The organism is Aquabacterium lacunae (assembly GCF_004310865.1).
Classification (GTDB): domain Bacteria; phylum Pseudomonadota; class Gammaproteobacteria; order Burkholderiales; family Burkholderiaceae_C; genus Aquabacterium; species Aquabacterium lacunae.
This window is the reverse complement of record NZ_SIXI01000002.1, coordinates 465,335-479,250: the sequence shown is the minus strand read 5'-3', so window position 1 is coordinate 479,250 and position 13,916 is coordinate 465,335. Positions and strand designations below refer to the sequence as shown.

General features: G+C 68.1%; 14 protein-coding genes. 10 read left to right on the top strand and 4 right to left on the bottom strand.

The window, feature by feature from the left end; translation table 11 throughout:
* Position 1: 1 nt before the first annotated feature.
* Entirely contained in the window at positions 2–979 is a 978-nt protein-coding gene (locus EYS42_RS05880) for a hypothetical protein (protein ID WP_130966914.1), read from the bottom strand.
* Positions 980–1,013: 34 nt separating this feature from the next.
* Between EYS42_RS05880 and EYS42_RS05875 the strand changes: the two genes are divergently transcribed.
* From EYS42_RS05875 to EYS42_RS05855, 5 genes are read left to right on the top strand one after another with little or no spacing between them, the layout of a single operon-like run.
* Entirely contained in the window at positions 1,014–2,267 is a 1,254-nt protein-coding gene (locus tag EYS42_RS05875) for a lipoprotein-releasing ABC transporter permease subunit (protein WP_130966913.1), read from the top strand.
* Positions 2,268–2,271: 4 nt separating this feature from the next.
* Positions 2,272–3,033 (top strand): DUF2189 domain-containing protein, encoded by a 762-nt coding sequence (locus EYS42_RS05870; protein ID WP_245503524.1) that lies wholly within the window; start codon positions 2,272–2,274, stop codon positions 3,031–3,033.
* Between the two features lie 6 nt (positions 3,034–3,039).
* Complete coding sequence (locus EYS42_RS05865; RefSeq protein WP_130966911.1) at positions 3,040–3,249, top strand: DUF2788 domain-containing protein; 210 nt, start codon at positions 3,040–3,042, stop codon at positions 3,247–3,249.
* Positions 3,250–3,265: 16 nt separating this feature from the next.
* Positions 3,266–3,946 carry an ABC transporter ATP-binding protein gene (locus tag EYS42_RS05860; protein WP_130966910.1) on the top strand — a complete coding sequence of 227 codons (681 nt, stop codon included), beginning with the start codon at positions 3,266–3,268 and terminating at the stop codon, positions 3,944–3,946.
* A 23-nt stretch (positions 3,947–3,969) separates the two neighbouring features.
* Complete coding sequence (locus tag EYS42_RS05855; RefSeq protein WP_130966909.1) at positions 3,970–4,836, top strand: TatD family hydrolase; 867 nt, start codon at positions 3,970–3,972, stop codon at positions 4,834–4,836.
* A gap of 15 nt (positions 4,837–4,851) precedes the next feature.
* Here EYS42_RS05855 and EYS42_RS05850 read toward each other — a convergent pair whose 3' ends face one another.
* Positions 4,852–5,427, bottom strand: coding sequence for a DNA-deoxyinosine glycosylase (locus EYS42_RS05850; protein ID WP_130966908.1), 576 nt, complete (start codon positions 5,425–5,427; stop codon positions 4,852–4,854).
* Positions 5,428–5,455: 28 nt separating this feature from the next.
* Here EYS42_RS05850 and EYS42_RS05845 point away from each other — a divergent pair, with 28 nt between their 5' ends.
* Both EYS42_RS05845 and tfpB read left to right on the top strand, forming a co-directional pair.
* Positions 5,456–6,232: a spermine/spermidine synthase domain-containing protein gene (locus EYS42_RS05845; RefSeq protein ID WP_245503523.1), complete on the top strand. Its 777-nt coding sequence runs from the start codon at positions 5,456–5,458 to the stop codon at positions 6,230–6,232.
* Positions 6,229–8,013, top strand: coding sequence for a type IV pilus assembly ATPase TfpB (gene tfpB, locus EYS42_RS05840; RefSeq protein WP_130966906.1), 1,785 nt, complete (start codon positions 6,229–6,231; stop codon positions 8,011–8,013). Before EYS42_RS05845 ends, tfpB begins: the two co-directional genes overlap by 4 nt.
* 21 nt (positions 8,014–8,034) lie before the next feature.
* Here the strand turns inward: tfpB and EYS42_RS05835 are convergent, their stop codons facing one another.
* A complete protein-coding gene (locus EYS42_RS05835; protein WP_130966905.1) occupies positions 8,035–10,383 on the bottom strand; it encodes a sensor histidine kinase in 2,349 nt (782 codons plus the stop codon).
* Complete coding sequence (locus EYS42_RS05830) at positions 10,380–11,084, bottom strand: LuxR C-terminal-related transcriptional regulator (protein WP_130966904.1); 705 nt, start codon at positions 11,082–11,084, stop codon at positions 10,380–10,382. Before EYS42_RS05830 ends, EYS42_RS05835 begins: the two co-directional genes overlap by 4 nt.
* Before the next feature lie 173 nt (positions 11,085–11,257).
* Here EYS42_RS05830 and surE point away from each other — a divergent pair, with 173 nt between their 5' ends.
* Genes surE through EYS42_RS05815 form a run of 3 tightly spaced genes read left to right on the top strand, consistent with a single transcriptional unit; the run spans position 11,258 to position 13,877 of the window.
* Positions 11,258–12,004, top strand: a complete 747-nt coding sequence (gene surE, locus EYS42_RS05825; protein WP_130966903.1) for a 5'/3'-nucleotidase SurE — start codon at positions 11,258–11,260, stop codon at positions 12,002–12,004.
* An 11-nt stretch (positions 12,005–12,015) separates the two neighbouring features.
* On the top strand, positions 12,016–12,867 hold the full coding sequence (gene pcm, locus EYS42_RS05820; protein WP_130966902.1) for a protein-L-isoaspartate O-methyltransferase: 852 nt from the start codon (positions 12,016–12,018) through the stop codon (positions 12,865–12,867).
* A 23-nt stretch (positions 12,868–12,890) separates the two neighbouring features.
* The gene (locus EYS42_RS05815; protein ID WP_130966901.1) at positions 12,891–13,877 is read left to right on the top strand and encodes a peptidoglycan DD-metalloendopeptidase family protein; all 987 of its coding nucleotides are present in this window, start codon (positions 12,891–12,893) and stop codon (positions 13,875–13,877) included.
* The last annotated feature ends 39 nt before the right edge of the window (positions 13,878–13,916 follow it).

Below are 13,916 nucleotides of genomic sequence, written 5' to 3'. Positions count from 1 at the left end.
CTCAAAGGTCCTGAAGCAGAGGGGCCACCTGGGGGCTGGCGGGTTTGAACATCTGGCGAAGTCGGCTCATCAGGCCTTGCGGTTCGGCAGCCTGCAGGGCCACGGCATGGCGTTCACCGCACAGGGTCAGGCGCACGCGGCGTCCAGCCTCGTGGGCCTGCAGGGCCTCGTGCACCAGCCCCTGGTCCAGCACCTGCCAGGCGGCCTCCCAGGCCGTAACGTCGTTGCGCAGCATGGCCTGGCGCAGGCTGTCGTCCACCCGGGTGCCCAGCGGCAGGGGGCCGCCCAGGTCGGCGGTGGCCACGCCGCAGCCACTCAGCCAGAACGAGTTGACGGTCAGCCGCCCCTGCGCCTCGCGGGCTTCGTTCACCGGGTGGTTGTGGAACATCATCTGCACCTCGGCCTGCAGGCGCTTGAGGTGGCGGGCCTGGGTGGCCTCGGGCATCCAGAGGTCGGGGTTGCGGCCGATCAGCCGGTCGAGCGACGCCGTCTGGAACTGGGCCAGGCTGTCGTGCACGGCATACCAGCGTGTGGGTGTGGCCCAGTGCATCTGCCAGCCGTCGCTTTCGAACAGTTCCTGCAGGGGCTTGAACAAGGCCCGGGATTCGGTCTCGCTCAGTTGCAACTCGTCCGGGTGCACCACGGTCAGGTGGTCATGGCCCATCAGCCAGTGGCAGGGGCTCAAGAGGCCCCAGGCCTGCCCAGGGGCGGGTTGCAGACCGTCCCGCCGAGCCTGGTCGGCGGCCCATGGTGCCTGTGTGTCGGGCCAGCCGCGCAGCCGTGCCAGCACGCGCTCGTGGGGGGCGGCCGGGTCGTATTCATCGCCCTTGAGCCAGTGGGCATCGGTCAGTTGGCCCAGCAGCGCATGCAGGTGGGGCAGGGCGCCCGGGGCATCGAGCCGGGGCAGGGCCTGCAGGCAGGCGTCGGACAGGCTGGCTGACCAGGGCAGCACGAGGTGGTGGTCGGTGGGTTGAACCATGGGTGCATTATCGAATGGGTACACTGCGGGGCATATGACCTTGCCTTATGAATGGCGGATCGGCTGGCGCTATACGCGGGCCGGTCGCCGCGCCCGAAAGAACGGGTTCATTTCTTTCATTTCCGGCGTGTCCGTGGTGGGCATTGCCCTGGGGGTGGCCGCCCTGATCATCGTGCTGTCGGTGATGAACGGGTTCCAGAAAGAGGTGCGTGACCGCATGCTGTCGGTCATTGCCCATGTGGAGCTGTTCGATGCCTCCGGTGCACCGCTGGCCGACTGGCAGGCCCTGGCCCGGCGCGCTCAGCAGAACAAGGCCGTGGTGGGGGCGGCGCCCTTCATCCCGGCCCAGGCCCTGATCGCCCGAGGCGAAGACATGCGGGGTGTGATGGTGCGTGGCATCGACCCGGTGGCCGAGGCCCAGGTCACGCCATTGGCCGCTCAGATGCAGCCTGTGTTGGCGCAGCTTCAGCCCGGGCAATGGGGCGTGGTGGTGGGGCTGGAGCTGGCCCGATCGCTGGGCGTGCAACGGGGTGACGTGCTCACCCTGGTGGCCCCCAGCGGCCAGGTCACGCCGGCTGGCGTGGTGCCCCGCCTCAAGCAGGTCACGGTGGTGGGCGTGTTCCAGGCGGGCCATTACGAATACGACAGTGGCGTGCTGATGATGCATGTGCAGGATGCCGCCAAGCTGTTCCGCACCGGGGGCCCCATGGCCGTGCAGCTCAAGCTGAAGCAAGCCACCGAAGCCCGTGTGGTGGGCAACGAACTGGCCGAATCACTGGGCAGCGACATCATCGTGCGCGACTGGACCCGCACCAACGCCAACTGGTTCGACGCCGTGCAGGTGGAAAAGCGCATGATGTTCATCATCCTGACGCTGATCGTGGCCGTGGCCGCCTTCAATCTGGTGTCCACCCTGGTCATGACCGTCACCGACAAGCAGGCCGACATCGCCATCCTGCGCACCCTGGGCGCCAGCCCGCGCTCCATCATGGGCATCTTCATGGTGCAGGGCGCGCTGTCGGGCGTCATGGGCACGGTGTCCGGCCTGGGCCTGGGCCTGCTGGTGGCGTTCAACATCGATGTCATCGTGCCCTTCATCGAACGTCTGCTGGGTGTGAACTTCCTGCCCGGCAGCATCTACCTCATCAGCAAGATGCCCAGCGAGCCGCAGGCGGCCGACATCGTCCCCATCGGTGTGTTGTCGCTGCTGCTGTCGCTGCTGGCCACCCTCTATCCCAGCTGGCGTGCCAGCCGTGTTCAACCTGCACAGGCCCTGCGTTATGAGTGATTCCATGCCGCATGCTGACGATGCCCTGCACGTGCGTCGCATCCATTCCCTGCGCACCTTGCGCTGGCTGGCCCTGGGCTGGCGTGACTTCATGGAAGCGCCCTTCATCGGCCTGGGACACGGGCTGGCCATGGCCGTGTTTGGCGGCTTCCTGCTGTACGTCGGCTGGGACCGGTTCTGGGCCCTGGCCGGCGCGTTCTCAGGCTTCTTGCTGGTCGCACCCATGCTGGTGACGGGCCTGTACGCCGTCAGCCGCGAGATCAATCTCGGACGAGAGCCCGGCTGGCGCACCGTGCGGGCGGTCTGGACCACCTGGGACGGCCGCATGATGCTGTTCGGCTTCCTGCTGATGATCGCGGGCAGCGTCTGGGTGGTCACCTCGGCCTCGCTGATCACATGGTGGTCGCAGGGTGCGATCCACACCCCCACCGAGTTCCTGCGCTACATGGTGTCGCCCGAAGGCACGGGCCTGTTCGAGTTCTGGGTGATCCTGGGGGGCGCCATGGCCGCGCCCGTGTTCGCCTCGTCGCTGGTGACCATGCCTTTGCTGATGGACCGCAAGGACGTGTCTGTGCGCCGCGCCATGATGACCAGCGTGCGCGCCGTGGCCACCAACCCGGTGCTCAGCAGCCTGTGGGCGGGCATCGTCATGGTGCTCACCCTGGTGGGCTTTGGTTCCGTGATGTTCCTTCTGATCGTGGTGTTGCCGGTGCTGGGACATGCCAGCTGGCACGCCTACCGCGACCTCGTGGTGCGCGAAAGTTGATGTGCAATGTTTGGCTTGAACGAGGAGCAGATTGCTCAACTGGGCATGACCGTCGGCATCGGCGGTTTCATGCTCTACATGGTGTTCATCATCGTGCAGCTGGCCCGGCAATCGAAGGCCGGCAAGTTCGGCACCTTCGTGCTGCTGCTGGTGCTGGGCTTTGGCATGCTGGGCTTCGTGGCCAAGCAGTTCATCGCTTGGTACCTCAAGATCTGAGCCCGGGGTGCAACACATGAACCAGGACACCATCCTGTCTGCGCACGGTGTGCAGCAACGCTTTCGGGAAGGCCCGCTGGATGTCACCGTGCTGCAAGGCATCGACCTTGACGTGCGCAAGGGTGAATCCATCGCCATCGTGGGCGCCTCCGGCTCGGGCAAGAGCACTTTGCTGCACCTGCTGGGTGGGCTTGATGCCCCCAGCCAGGGCAAGGTGCAGCTCATGGGCCGCGACTGGGCGGGCATGGGGGCTGCCGCCCAGGGCCAGTGGCGCAACCGCCACCTGGGCTTCATCTACCAGTTTCACCACCTGCTGCCGGAGTTTTCGGCGCTGGACAACGTGGCCATGCCCTTGCTGATTCGCCGCGAGCCCCTTGAAAAAGCCCAGAAGGTGGCCCGTGACATGCTGGCCCAGGTGGGCCTGTCGGCGCGTGAAGCACACCGCCCTGGTGAGTTGTCGGGCGGTGAGCGCCAGCGTGTGGCCGTGGCCCGCGCCCTGGTCACGCAGCCGGCCTGCGTGCTGGCCGACGAGCCCACCGGCAACCTCGACCGCCACACGGCCGACACCGTGTTCAAGCTGCTGCGCGACTCGGCCCGGGCCCGTGGCAGTGCCCTGGTCATGGTCACGCACGACGAGGCCCTGGCGGCACGCTGCGACCGCATGTGCCGGCTCAAGGAAGGCCGCATCGCGGTCTGACCCTGCACCACAGCAGGCGCGGCATGCTCTGGATCGACACCCACTGCCACCTCGACGCGCCCGAGTTTTCGGCCGATGTGCGCGAGGTGGTGGGCCGGGCCCGCGCGGCTGGGGTGGGCATGCAGGTGCTGCCCGCCGTGGTGCCCGACCATTTCGCCACGGTGCGGCAACTGGCCCACCACCACGGCCTGAGCTACGCCCTGGGCACCCACCCCCTGTGGCTGCGGCGCGCGGGTGAACACGCCGTGCAGGCCCTGGCCGACGCCCTGGCGGCGCATGCGGCCGACCCGCGCCTGGTGGCCGTGGGCGAGATCGGGCTGGACCACTTCGTGCCGGCGCTGCAAAGTCCCGCGGCCCGTGCCGCGCAAGAGGTGCTGTACGCCGAACAGTTGCGCCTGGCCCATGCCGGGGGCTGGCCTGTGATCCTGCATGTGCGCCGCAGCGCCGACACCCTGCTCAAGCACCTGCGCCGCCTGCACGCGCAAGGCCGGGGGCTGGCCGGCGGCATTGCCCACGCCTTCAATGGCAGCGAGCAGCAGGCCATGGCGTTTGTGGACATGGGCTTCAAGCTGGGCTTTGGCGGCGCCATGACCTTCGACCGCGCCCTGCAGATCCGGCGCCTGGCACAGGGCCTGCCTGCCGAGGCCCTGGTGCTGGAGACCGATGCGCCCGACATCCCGCCGCACTGGCTGTACCGCACGGCCGAACAGCGCGCCATCGATGCACAAGCCGCCCATGGCCGCAACGAGCCTGGCGAGCTGCCGCGCATCGCGGCCACGCTGGCTGAACTGCGGGGCTGGCGCCTGGACGAGACCGCCGCCCGAACCAGCGCCAATGCCCTGGCGGCCTTGCCCCGCCTGGCGGCCCTGATGCCCGCTGTGACCGATTGAATCAGACCTGCGCCATCAGCCCTTGACGGCAAGCCCCGCCTGCTCGAAGGCTTCGCGCCAGGCCGCCAGCTTGCGTTCGAAGCCCCAGCTGGCATTCGCCGGGCTGGTCGAGGGCAGGGCCATCACCGGCAGCCCCAGTGCTTCGGTGATGCGCCGGTGCCGGGCCGATTCGCCCCCGTTGTGCGCGATCAGCCGTAGGCTGGGCACTTGGCGGATCAGGCCGGGCAGGTCGTTGAGCTGTGCCGCACGGATGGCGCTGTCCAGGCTGCCTTCGCGTTCGCAGGCGCCGTACACATCCCAGATGGCCAGGCCAGCGGCTTGCGCCACCTCCACGCGTTCGGCATAGGGCCGCGCAGGCAGGGCTTCGTCACCCTGCAGCCCCAGCAGCGTGGACACAATGGGCCAGAACTGATTGCGCGGGTGGGCGTAGTACTGCTGCGCCCTCAAGGACGCCACCCCGGGGAAGCTGCCCAGCACCAGCAGGCGTGCGCCCGACGCCACCACCGGGCCCAGGCCCTGCAAGGGGGCGGAGAGGGCGTTGTGGGGGCCGTCGTCGGGGTGGATCGGGTGACGTTGCGAGGGGCGGGGCATGGCGCCGCAATGTGCCACACTCGCCCCCGTGAAACGCAAGCCCCGCATTCCCGTTCTGCCCGACGCCACCATCTCTGAACAGGGTGGCCTTCGCTACCTGCACCTTGAGACGCCCTGGATTCAGGGTGCCATGCGCGTGCGAAAGCCGCTCAAGCTCGAACTGGACTACATCCAGCGCATGATGGCCTGGCTGCTGCTGCGCACCCCCGACAGCTGGGCCGACACCCGCACCCTGCACCTGGGCCTGGGCGCGGCGGCGCTCACCAAGTACTGCCACAGCGTGCTCAAGGTGCCCACCACCACCATCGAGCTCAACCCCAAGGTGATCGCGGCCTGCAGGGCCTGGTTCTGCCTGCCCGACAACGACGACCTGCTGAATGTGGTCGAGATGGACGCGGCCCGCTTCGTGGCCGATGCGGCCCACACGGCCAGCTTCGACGCTCTGTGCGTGGACCTGTACGACCACGAAGCCGCCAGCCCGGTGCTGGACGACGAGGCTTTTTACCGGGCCTGCTGGCAGGTGCTGGACGACGGTGGCGTGATGGCCGTGAACCTGTTCGGCCGTGAAGCCAGCTTTGACCGCAGCGCAGCCCGCATCGCGGCGGCATTTGGCGAGGGCCGCACGGCCATGCTCAAGCCCACCCGCGAAGGCAACACCATCGTGCTGGCCTGGAAAGGCTTCGATCTGCCTGAACGTGACGTTCTGGCCGCACGGGCAGAAACTTTACAGGCCCGCTGGGAGCTGCCTGCGACAAAATGGGTGAAGTTGCTGTCCGGCCTTGCGCCGAAGGTGAAGCCCGCATGAACGCTCCCCAACCTGCCACGGCCTTCCAGGGCCCGCTCGAATGGCGCCATCTGGTGAACTGGCTGGCCGAAGACGGCATGATCTCGCCCGCGCAGGCCGAGCAGGTGGCACAGCGCTTCAGTGCGGCCCAAAGCGCGCAGCACCCGCTGGTGCGCATCGCGGGTCTGGGCCTGAGCCGTGCCGACACCGGCACCGCCCTCGACATGGAGCCCCTGACCGAGTGGCTGGCCCGCCGCGTGGGCCTGCCCTACCTGCGCATCGACCCGCTCAAGGTCGATGTGGCCCGCGTGGGCGAGCTCATGTCCATCAGTTACGCCGAGCGCCGCCACGCGTTGCCCGTGCAGTTCGGCCTGAACGAAGTCACCATTGCCACCTGCGAGCCACTCGATGTGGCCTGGGTGGACGAGATCCTGGCCCACACCCGCAAGTCGGTGCGCCTGGTGGTGGCCAGCCCGCTGGAGCTGCAGCGCTACCGCACCGAGTTCTACACCCTGGCCCGGTCGGTCAAGGAGGCCAACAAGCGCACGGGCGATGCCTCCCAGATCCACAGCTTCGAACAGCTGGTCGAGCTGGGCAAGACCAACCGCCAGCTCGACGCCAACGACCAGGGCATCATCCAGGTGGTCGACTGGCTGTGGCAGTACGCTTTCGACCAGCGCGCCTCCGACATCCACCTCGAGCCCCGCCGCGACCTGGGGGCCATCCGGTTCCGCATCGATGGCGTCATGCACATGGTCTACCAGGTGCCGCTGGCCGTGATGCAGGCCATGACCGCCCGCATCAAGTTGCTGGGCCGCATGGACGTGGTCGAAAAGCGTCGCCCGCTCGATGGCCGCATCAAGACCCGCAACCCCTCGGGTGAAGAGGTCGAAATGCGCCTGTCGACCATGCCGACCGCCTTTGGTGAAAAGCTGGTCATGCGGATCTTCGACCCCGACAAGACCCTCAAGAGTTTCGACGCGCTGGGCTTTGCGCCCCACGAAGCCGCCTTGTGGGAACAGCTCACCGCGCGGGCCCACGGCATCATCCTGGTCACCGGCCCCACGGGCTCGGGCAAGACCACCACGCTGTACTCCACACTCAAGCGCCTGGCCACCGAAGAAGTGAACGTGTGCACCGTGGAAGACCCGATCGAAATGATCGAGCCGGCCTTCAACCAGACCCAGGTGCAGCCCGCCATCGACCTGGGTTTTGCCGAAGGCGTGCGCGCCCTGATGCGTCAGGACCCGGACATCATCATGGTGGGTGAAATCCGTGACCGCGAAACCGCCGACATGGCCATCCAGTCGGCCCTGACCGGCCACCTGGTGCTGTCCACCCTGCACACCAACGATTCGGCCTCGGCCATCACCCGGCTCACCGACATTGGCGTGCCGGCCTACCTGATCAGCTCGACCGTGATCGGCGTGATGGCCCAGCGCCTGGTGCGCACCCTGTGCCCGGCCTGCAAGCAGCCCGACGACAGCCCGGCCACCCTGGGCGCCCTGGCCGAGGCCATCAAGCCCTGGCGCCTCAATGGCACGCCGCGTCCCTACAAGCCCGTGGGCTGCCTGGAGTGCCGCATGACCGGCTACAAGGGCCGTGTCGGCCTGTACGAATTGCTGCCCATCAACGAAGCCATCCGCCAGGGCATGCACCCTGCGGTCGACATGGCGCGCATCAAGAAGCAGGCCGTGGCCGATGGCCTGCGCCCGCTGCGCCTGGGCGGCGCCATGAAGGTGGCCGAGGGCCTGACCACGCTCGACGAAGTGCTGCGCAACACGCCGCAGTGGGAAACCTGAGCGGGCCCCCTGGCGGTGGGCTCAGGTGCCCGTGAGCGGCATCGTGCTGGTGCCTGGGCCCGCGTTCTGGCCGGGGTCGCTGCGCGAAAAGTGCTCCACCCGCACCTCGCAGCGAATGCCCGCCGGGGTGTTTTCCGACCATCGCACGGTGCCACCCAGCTGCTTGGCCCGTTTGCGCACGCCGCCCAGCCCCAGCCCGTGCGACCAGGTTTCCGGGTGGTGGCCCAGCCCATCGTCTTCCACGCACAGCTCCAGCACGTCGTCGGCCAGGCTCAGCCTGATTTTCACCTTGCGCGCCTTGGCGTGGGCCAGGGTGTTGTTCACCAGCTCGCGCAGGATGCGGGTCAGCGCCGACCACTGCACCACCGAGAGGTCGATGTCCTGGTCGATCTGAATGCCCCAGTCCAGCTCGGCCCGGGCCGCACCCAGGCGGTGGCTGATGTCGCGTTTCCATTCGCTGGCGGCGTCGCTCAGGGTGTGACCCTGCACCGACAGGCCGCGCGTCAGGGTCTTGAGGTCCTGCAGCGTGTGGCGGATGTATTCCTCGATGTCGGGGTTGGGCGCCTGGTACATCAGGGTCAGCAGGCGCGCGCCGATGTCGTCGTGCAGGTCCTGGGCGATGCGGGTGCGCTCCTCGCTGCGGCCTTGCTCCACGGCCTGGTCGAAGCTCAGCACCCGTTGCAGCTGGTCGATGATGCGGGTGGCCAGCCGGGCGTCTTCCGAGGTGAACAGGCGCTGTCCCCGGCCCGCATGGCGCAGCACCAGCACCTGGTGCTGGGCGGGCGTGCCGATGTCGGCCGGGCACACGGGCAGACGCACCAGCATCAGGCCCCCATTGCCGCGCACCAGCGTGCTCGGGATGTGGCCATGTACCACGGCCGCCTCCAGTGGGTCGAACAGTTCGCGCATCAGGCGGGCCATCAGTTCATGCACCCTGCGCGGCTGGCGCTCGAGTTCCCGGGCAATGCGGTACAGGCGCTCGAACAGACGCTCGGTGCTCAGGCTGTCGCGGTTGAGCAGCTGGCTCAGCACCCAGCGCCGCAGGCTCAGGTACAGCCCGAACGACAGGAACAGCGACATCGTCATCGAGGTGAACTGCCCCAGCGAGAACGCCGCCACGAACAGCAGGTCGAGCGAGGCTGCCACCGTGCTGGAGGCCGCCAGCAGCGAGAACTCCTGCAGGATCTGGCGCGACTGGGTCAGGTAGGGCGACAGCAGCAGCTGCGAGGCAAAGAACACATGCCAGGTCAGCACCCCGAAATTCGCCACGTTCAGCTGCATGTCCGGCCGGTGGCCGGGCCAGGCCAGGGCCAGGCTCATCAGCACCCAGCATCCGGTGGTGATCAGGGTGAATCGCCGAAGAATCAGGGTGAAGGGGTGGGGCACTTCCCGGTGGGCCAGGGTCATGAGCGCCACGGCCGCCAGGGCCATCACGGCGCACCCTGTTTGCAGCGTCACCCACCAGGCCGAGGCAGGCACCCAGCCCGCCGACAAGGCCAGGCCGAGCATGCCCGCGGCCACCCAGCCAGCCACGGTGTAATGCACCCAATGCGGCAAGGTCCGAGGGTGCAGCACCGCCACCTGGATCATGGCGGCGGCCGAGGCCAGGTCCAGCCACATCCGGCTGCGGCAATCGAGCTTCACGAACCAATCGGGTGTGAACAGCTCCAGGTTGGCTTCTGTGCCGGTCAGCATCAGGTGCGCAGCCTGGGTGCCCATCAGGACGAGGTAACCCACATTGCGCCACTGCGGGCCAGCCAGCAGCACCATGGTGCCAGCTGCCAGCAACATCAACGCCCCGCCTGACAGCACCCAGAACATTGGCGTGATGCCGCCCCAACCCCTGGGACCCACGAACACCGGCTCGCCTGGCAGCTGGCTGAGTTCCAGCAACACCGTGCCGCCTTCGGGCGGCAGCACACTGATCAGGGCATGCAATTGCGCCAGCTGAAGGCGATGTGCCTGTCGGTCTTCGGGCTCGGGGATCCAGCGCTCGCTGCGTTGCAGGGTGGCCATCTCGATCGGTGCGGTCAGCACCTGCACCCGGCCATCGGGCTGGCTGTGCTCCAGCCGCAGACCTTCGATCGGTTGCCCCTCCAGCCGCTGCAGGGCCGGGGTGAGGGCGTTGTTCAGCTTCACCTGCCCGTCGGCCCCGGCGCGCAGGCCCACGGGCAGGCGGTGCTGGGTGCTCAGCCATTGCGCCACGCCCAGAATGCCCGCCAAGGCCATCAGGGTCAGGGCCACCAGCAGCCGCAGTCGCCATCCCATCCAGCGCGGCGGGCGTTCGGCCGCGCGCAGCAGTTCTTCCAGTGAGGCCTGTGCGCTGTCGTCTCCAGGTTGTGCAGGAGACGCCAGAGGGCCTGCGCTCACACCAGCCCCTGTTTGCTGGCCAGCACAGCCGCTTCGGCACGGCTGGAGACGTTCAGCTTTTTGTAGATCGACTTGATGTGGTCATTCACCGTGAACCACTTGATGCCCATCAGGCTGGCAATTTCCTTGATGGTGAACCCCTTGCTGAGGTAAGTCAGCACTTCGCTCTCGCGCGGGGTCAGGCGTTCGTGGTCGATGGGGGCGGGCGCCGGGGCCACGGGCGGCGGTGCCATGCCGCCCGGCAGGGGCTCGCCGGTGCGGAAGTGGGTGAGCAGTCGCCGAGCGATGGCAGGCGACAGCGGGGGCTGGCCCCGCACGATTTTCTGCAGCTCTTCGACCAGCACCTCGAAGCGGTCTTCTTTCAGCAGGTATCCGTCAGCCCCGCATTGCAGCGCGGGGAACAGGTGTTCGTCGTCCGAGTACAGCGTGGTCACGATGCGCGTGGCCGGGTAGCCGGTCAGCTCGGACAGCAACTCCAGACCACTGCCGTCAGGCAGCTCCAGATCGACCAAGATCAGCTGGAAGGGCTCGGCCGAGGGCGCAGGGCGCTGGCCGGGGCGATGACCCAGCAGGCGGCGGACAGCCTCCAGGTCACCGGCCTCGGTGATGCCGCTGATGTCGCTGAAGCTTTCCCGTACCACGCGGCACAGAAAGCCCCGAGCGACCGGGTTGTCTTCCAGAATCAGAACCTTGACAGCCATCCAATGCTCCCGAAAGTGTCTCGGGGCCGCCACGGCGGCATGTGTGTGACCCCAGCCGCAGCGGGCGCACCCGTACTGCACCCCATTATCCTGCGCGACAGGGCTGCGACAAGGGCCCCAAGCCAGGCATTTTGGTGTCGGGGTGTTGCCCCAGGGCCACCTACAATGCACCCATGCGCATTTTGATCGCCAACGATGACGGCTACCTCGCGCCGGGCATCGCCGCCCTGGTCAAGGCCTGCGAAGGCCTGGGCACCATCGACGTCTTCGCGCCCGAGCGCAACGCCAGCGGCACGTCCAATGCCCTGACGCTCTCTGGCCCGCTGTCCATCCACACCGCGGCCAATGGCTTCCGGTTCGTCACGGGCACCCCGTCGGACTGCGTGCACCTGGCGCTCACATCCGGTTTGATCCCCAAGCCCGACCTGGTGCTGTCGGGCATCAACAACGGCGCCAACATGGGCGATGACACCCTGTACTCGGGCACCGTGGCCGCAGCCACCGAGGGCTTCTTGTTTGGCATTCCCTCGATCGCCTTCTCGCAGGTCGACAAGGGCTGGGCCCACCTCGATGCAGCCGCCCAGGTGGCTCGCCGCGTGGTCGATCACGTCCTGGCCAACCCGCCTGCCCACGGTCCCTGGCTGCTGAATGTGAACATTCCCAACCGGGCCGACGCGGCTCAGGCGCCCTGGCAGCTCACCCGCCTGGGGCGTCGCCACGCCAGCCAGCCAGCCATTGCCCAGACCAACCCCCGCGGCGAGCCCATCTACTGGATCGGTCCGGCCGGCGAGGCCCGCGACGAAGGGCAGGGCACCGATTTCCAGGTCACGCGTGATGGCAGTGTCTCGATCACGCCGTTGCAGGTCGACATGACAGACCACGCCCGCCTGCCGCAGTGGCAGCGCTGGATGCCCGCCTGACCCGTCCCGGCATGAGCGAGTCCCGCCCCAAGCGATTCCCGCTGAGCCTGGACAAGGTGGCCAGCGGCGTGGCCCGCGCCCAGCCCGTGCGTGAGCTGCTGCGCCCGCAAGCCCCTTTGCAGCAGGCCGAGCAGGACCGCCGTCGCCTGGCCTCGCCTGCCAGCACGCCTGCGGGTCTGGGCATGGATTCACGCGCGGTGCAGCAACGCATGGTCGAGCGCCTGCAGGCCGACGGCATTCGCCACCCGGCGCTGTTGCAGGCTTTTGCCACCATCCCGCGCCACTGGTTTGTCGATTCGGCCCTGGTGAACCAGGCCTACGAAGACACCAGCCTGCCCATCGGCCTGGGCCAGACCATCTCCAAGCCCTCGGTGATCGGCTCCATGGTCGAGCTGCTGGTGCAGCGTCCTGGCGTGGCGCCCGATGACCCCCGCCCCCTGGGCAATTGCCTGGACATCGGCACGGGCTGCGGCTACCAGGCCGCGCTGCTGTCGTGCCTGGCCCGCCGCGTGGTGTCGGTCGAGCGCCTGAAAGATCTGCACCTCAAGGCTCGCCAGAACCTCGACCGGCTGCGCCAGGGCTTGCCCGGCTGGCAGGACGTGCGCCTGGTGTTCGGCGACGGCATGCTCGGCCACGCGCCCAACGCGCCCTATGACACCCTGATCGCTGCGGCGGGTGGCGCGGCCGTTCCCCAGGCCTGGCTCGACCAGCTGGCCCCGGGTGGTCGCCTGATCGCCCCGCTGGAAGACCCCCGCACCGGCCAGCAAATGCTCACGGTGATCGACCGCCTGCCGAACGGACAGTTACAGCAGGCCAGTGCCGGTCCGGTGCTGTTCGTCCCACTAAAATCCGGCACGATTTGAAGTTCCTGCTTCGCTTGCACGCCATGTCTCACTCACCCAGGTTGTATCTCGCCGCTGCGCTGGTGGCCCTGCTGGCCGGTTGTGCCACGCAAAACCATCGGGCTCCGGTCGAAGACCGTGCCCGTGGCCCGTCTTCGGGCGCCGGTGCATCGGCTTCCGCCACCCCCACGGCGCCTGCCCGTGTGCTGCCCGGCGCTGAAAATGCCGGCAAGCCGGGCTACTACTCCGTCAAGTCGGGCGACACGCTGATCCGCATTGCGCTCGATTCGGGGCAAAACTGGCGTGATCTGGCGGTCTGGAACAACCTCGACAACCCCAATCTGATCGAAGTGGGGCAAGTGCTGCGCGTGGCGCCGCCCGAGGGCGCCCAGGCGGTGGCCACCCGCCCGGTGGCTGCCGCGCCGCGGATCGAGTCCCGCCCTCTGGAGGCCAAACCTGCCGCACCGGCCAAGGTGGCCAATGCCGGCGCATCAGCCCCAGCCACCCCTGGCACGGCCACTGCGGGTGCCGCTGCGGGCACCGCCACGGCGATGGCCGGAGGCGCTTCTGCCTCGGCTTCTCAGGCCACGACGGCCGGCGCTGGCGCAGCCGCGACCACGGCTGCCGCCGACCCCAAAGATGCCAAGGACACCCGCGAGCTCGATGAACCGTCCTGGACTTGGCCTGCTGCAGCGCCTGTCGTGGCCAGCTTCGAAGAAGGCAAGCGCAAGGGCATCGTGCTGGCCGGCAAGTCCGGTGACCCGGTCTATGCCGCTGCCGATGGCCGGGTGGTGTATGCCGGCTCGGGCCTGCGTGGCTACGGCAACCTGGTCATCATCAAGCACAACGCCAACTACCTGACCGCTTACGCTCACAACCAGAGCCTGGGTGTCAAGGAAGACCAGCTGGTGCGCAAGGGCCAGAAGATCGCCGAAATGGGCAACACCGACGCCGATCGCGTGCAGCTGCATTTCGAGATCCGCAAGCAGGGCAAGCCGGTGGATCCGGCCCGCTCGCTGCCCACTCGCTGAGCCTGCGGCTGCAGCAGGTGGGGCCCATCCTCTGAGACA

Bases quoted from the DNA above. Each gene is read 5' to 3' on its own strand.
- surE (WP_130966903.1), top strand. From the start codon at position 11,258: ATGCGCATTTTGATCGCCAACGATGACGGCTACCTCGCGCCGGGCATC.
- pcm (WP_130966902.1), top strand. From the start codon at position 12,016: ATGAGCGAGTCCCGCCCCAAGCGATTCCCGCTGAGCCTGGACAAGGTG.
- EYS42_RS05815 (WP_130966901.1), top strand. From the start codon at position 12,891: ATGTCTCACTCACCCAGGTTGTATCTCGCCGCTGCGCTGGTGGCCCTG.
- EYS42_RS05880 (WP_130966914.1), bottom strand. From the start codon at position 979: ATGGTTCAACCCACCGACCACCACCTCGTGCTGCCCTGGTCAGCCAGC.
- EYS42_RS05860 (WP_130966910.1), top strand. From the start codon at position 3,266: ATGAACCAGGACACCATCCTGTCTGCGCACGGTGTGCAGCAACGCTTT.
- tfpB (WP_130966906.1), top strand. From the start codon at position 6,229: ATGAACGCTCCCCAACCTGCCACGGCCTTCCAGGGCCCGCTCGAATGG.
- EYS42_RS05830 (WP_130966904.1), bottom strand. From the start codon at position 11,084: ATGGCTGTCAAGGTTCTGATTCTGGAAGACAACCCGGTCGCTCGGGGC.
- EYS42_RS05875 (WP_130966913.1), top strand. From the start codon at position 1,014: ATGACCTTGCCTTATGAATGGCGGATCGGCTGGCGCTATACGCGGGCC.
- EYS42_RS05850 (WP_130966908.1), bottom strand. From the start codon at position 5,427: ATGCCCCGCCCCTCGCAACGTCACCCGATCCACCCCGACGACGGCCCC.
- EYS42_RS05870 (WP_245503524.1), top strand. From the start codon at position 2,272: ATGCCGCATGCTGACGATGCCCTGCACGTGCGTCGCATCCATTCCCTG.
- EYS42_RS05865 (WP_130966911.1), top strand. From the start codon at position 3,040: ATGTTTGGCTTGAACGAGGAGCAGATTGCTCAACTGGGCATGACCGTC.
- EYS42_RS05855 (WP_130966909.1), top strand. From the start codon at position 3,970: ATGCTCTGGATCGACACCCACTGCCACCTCGACGCGCCCGAGTTTTCG.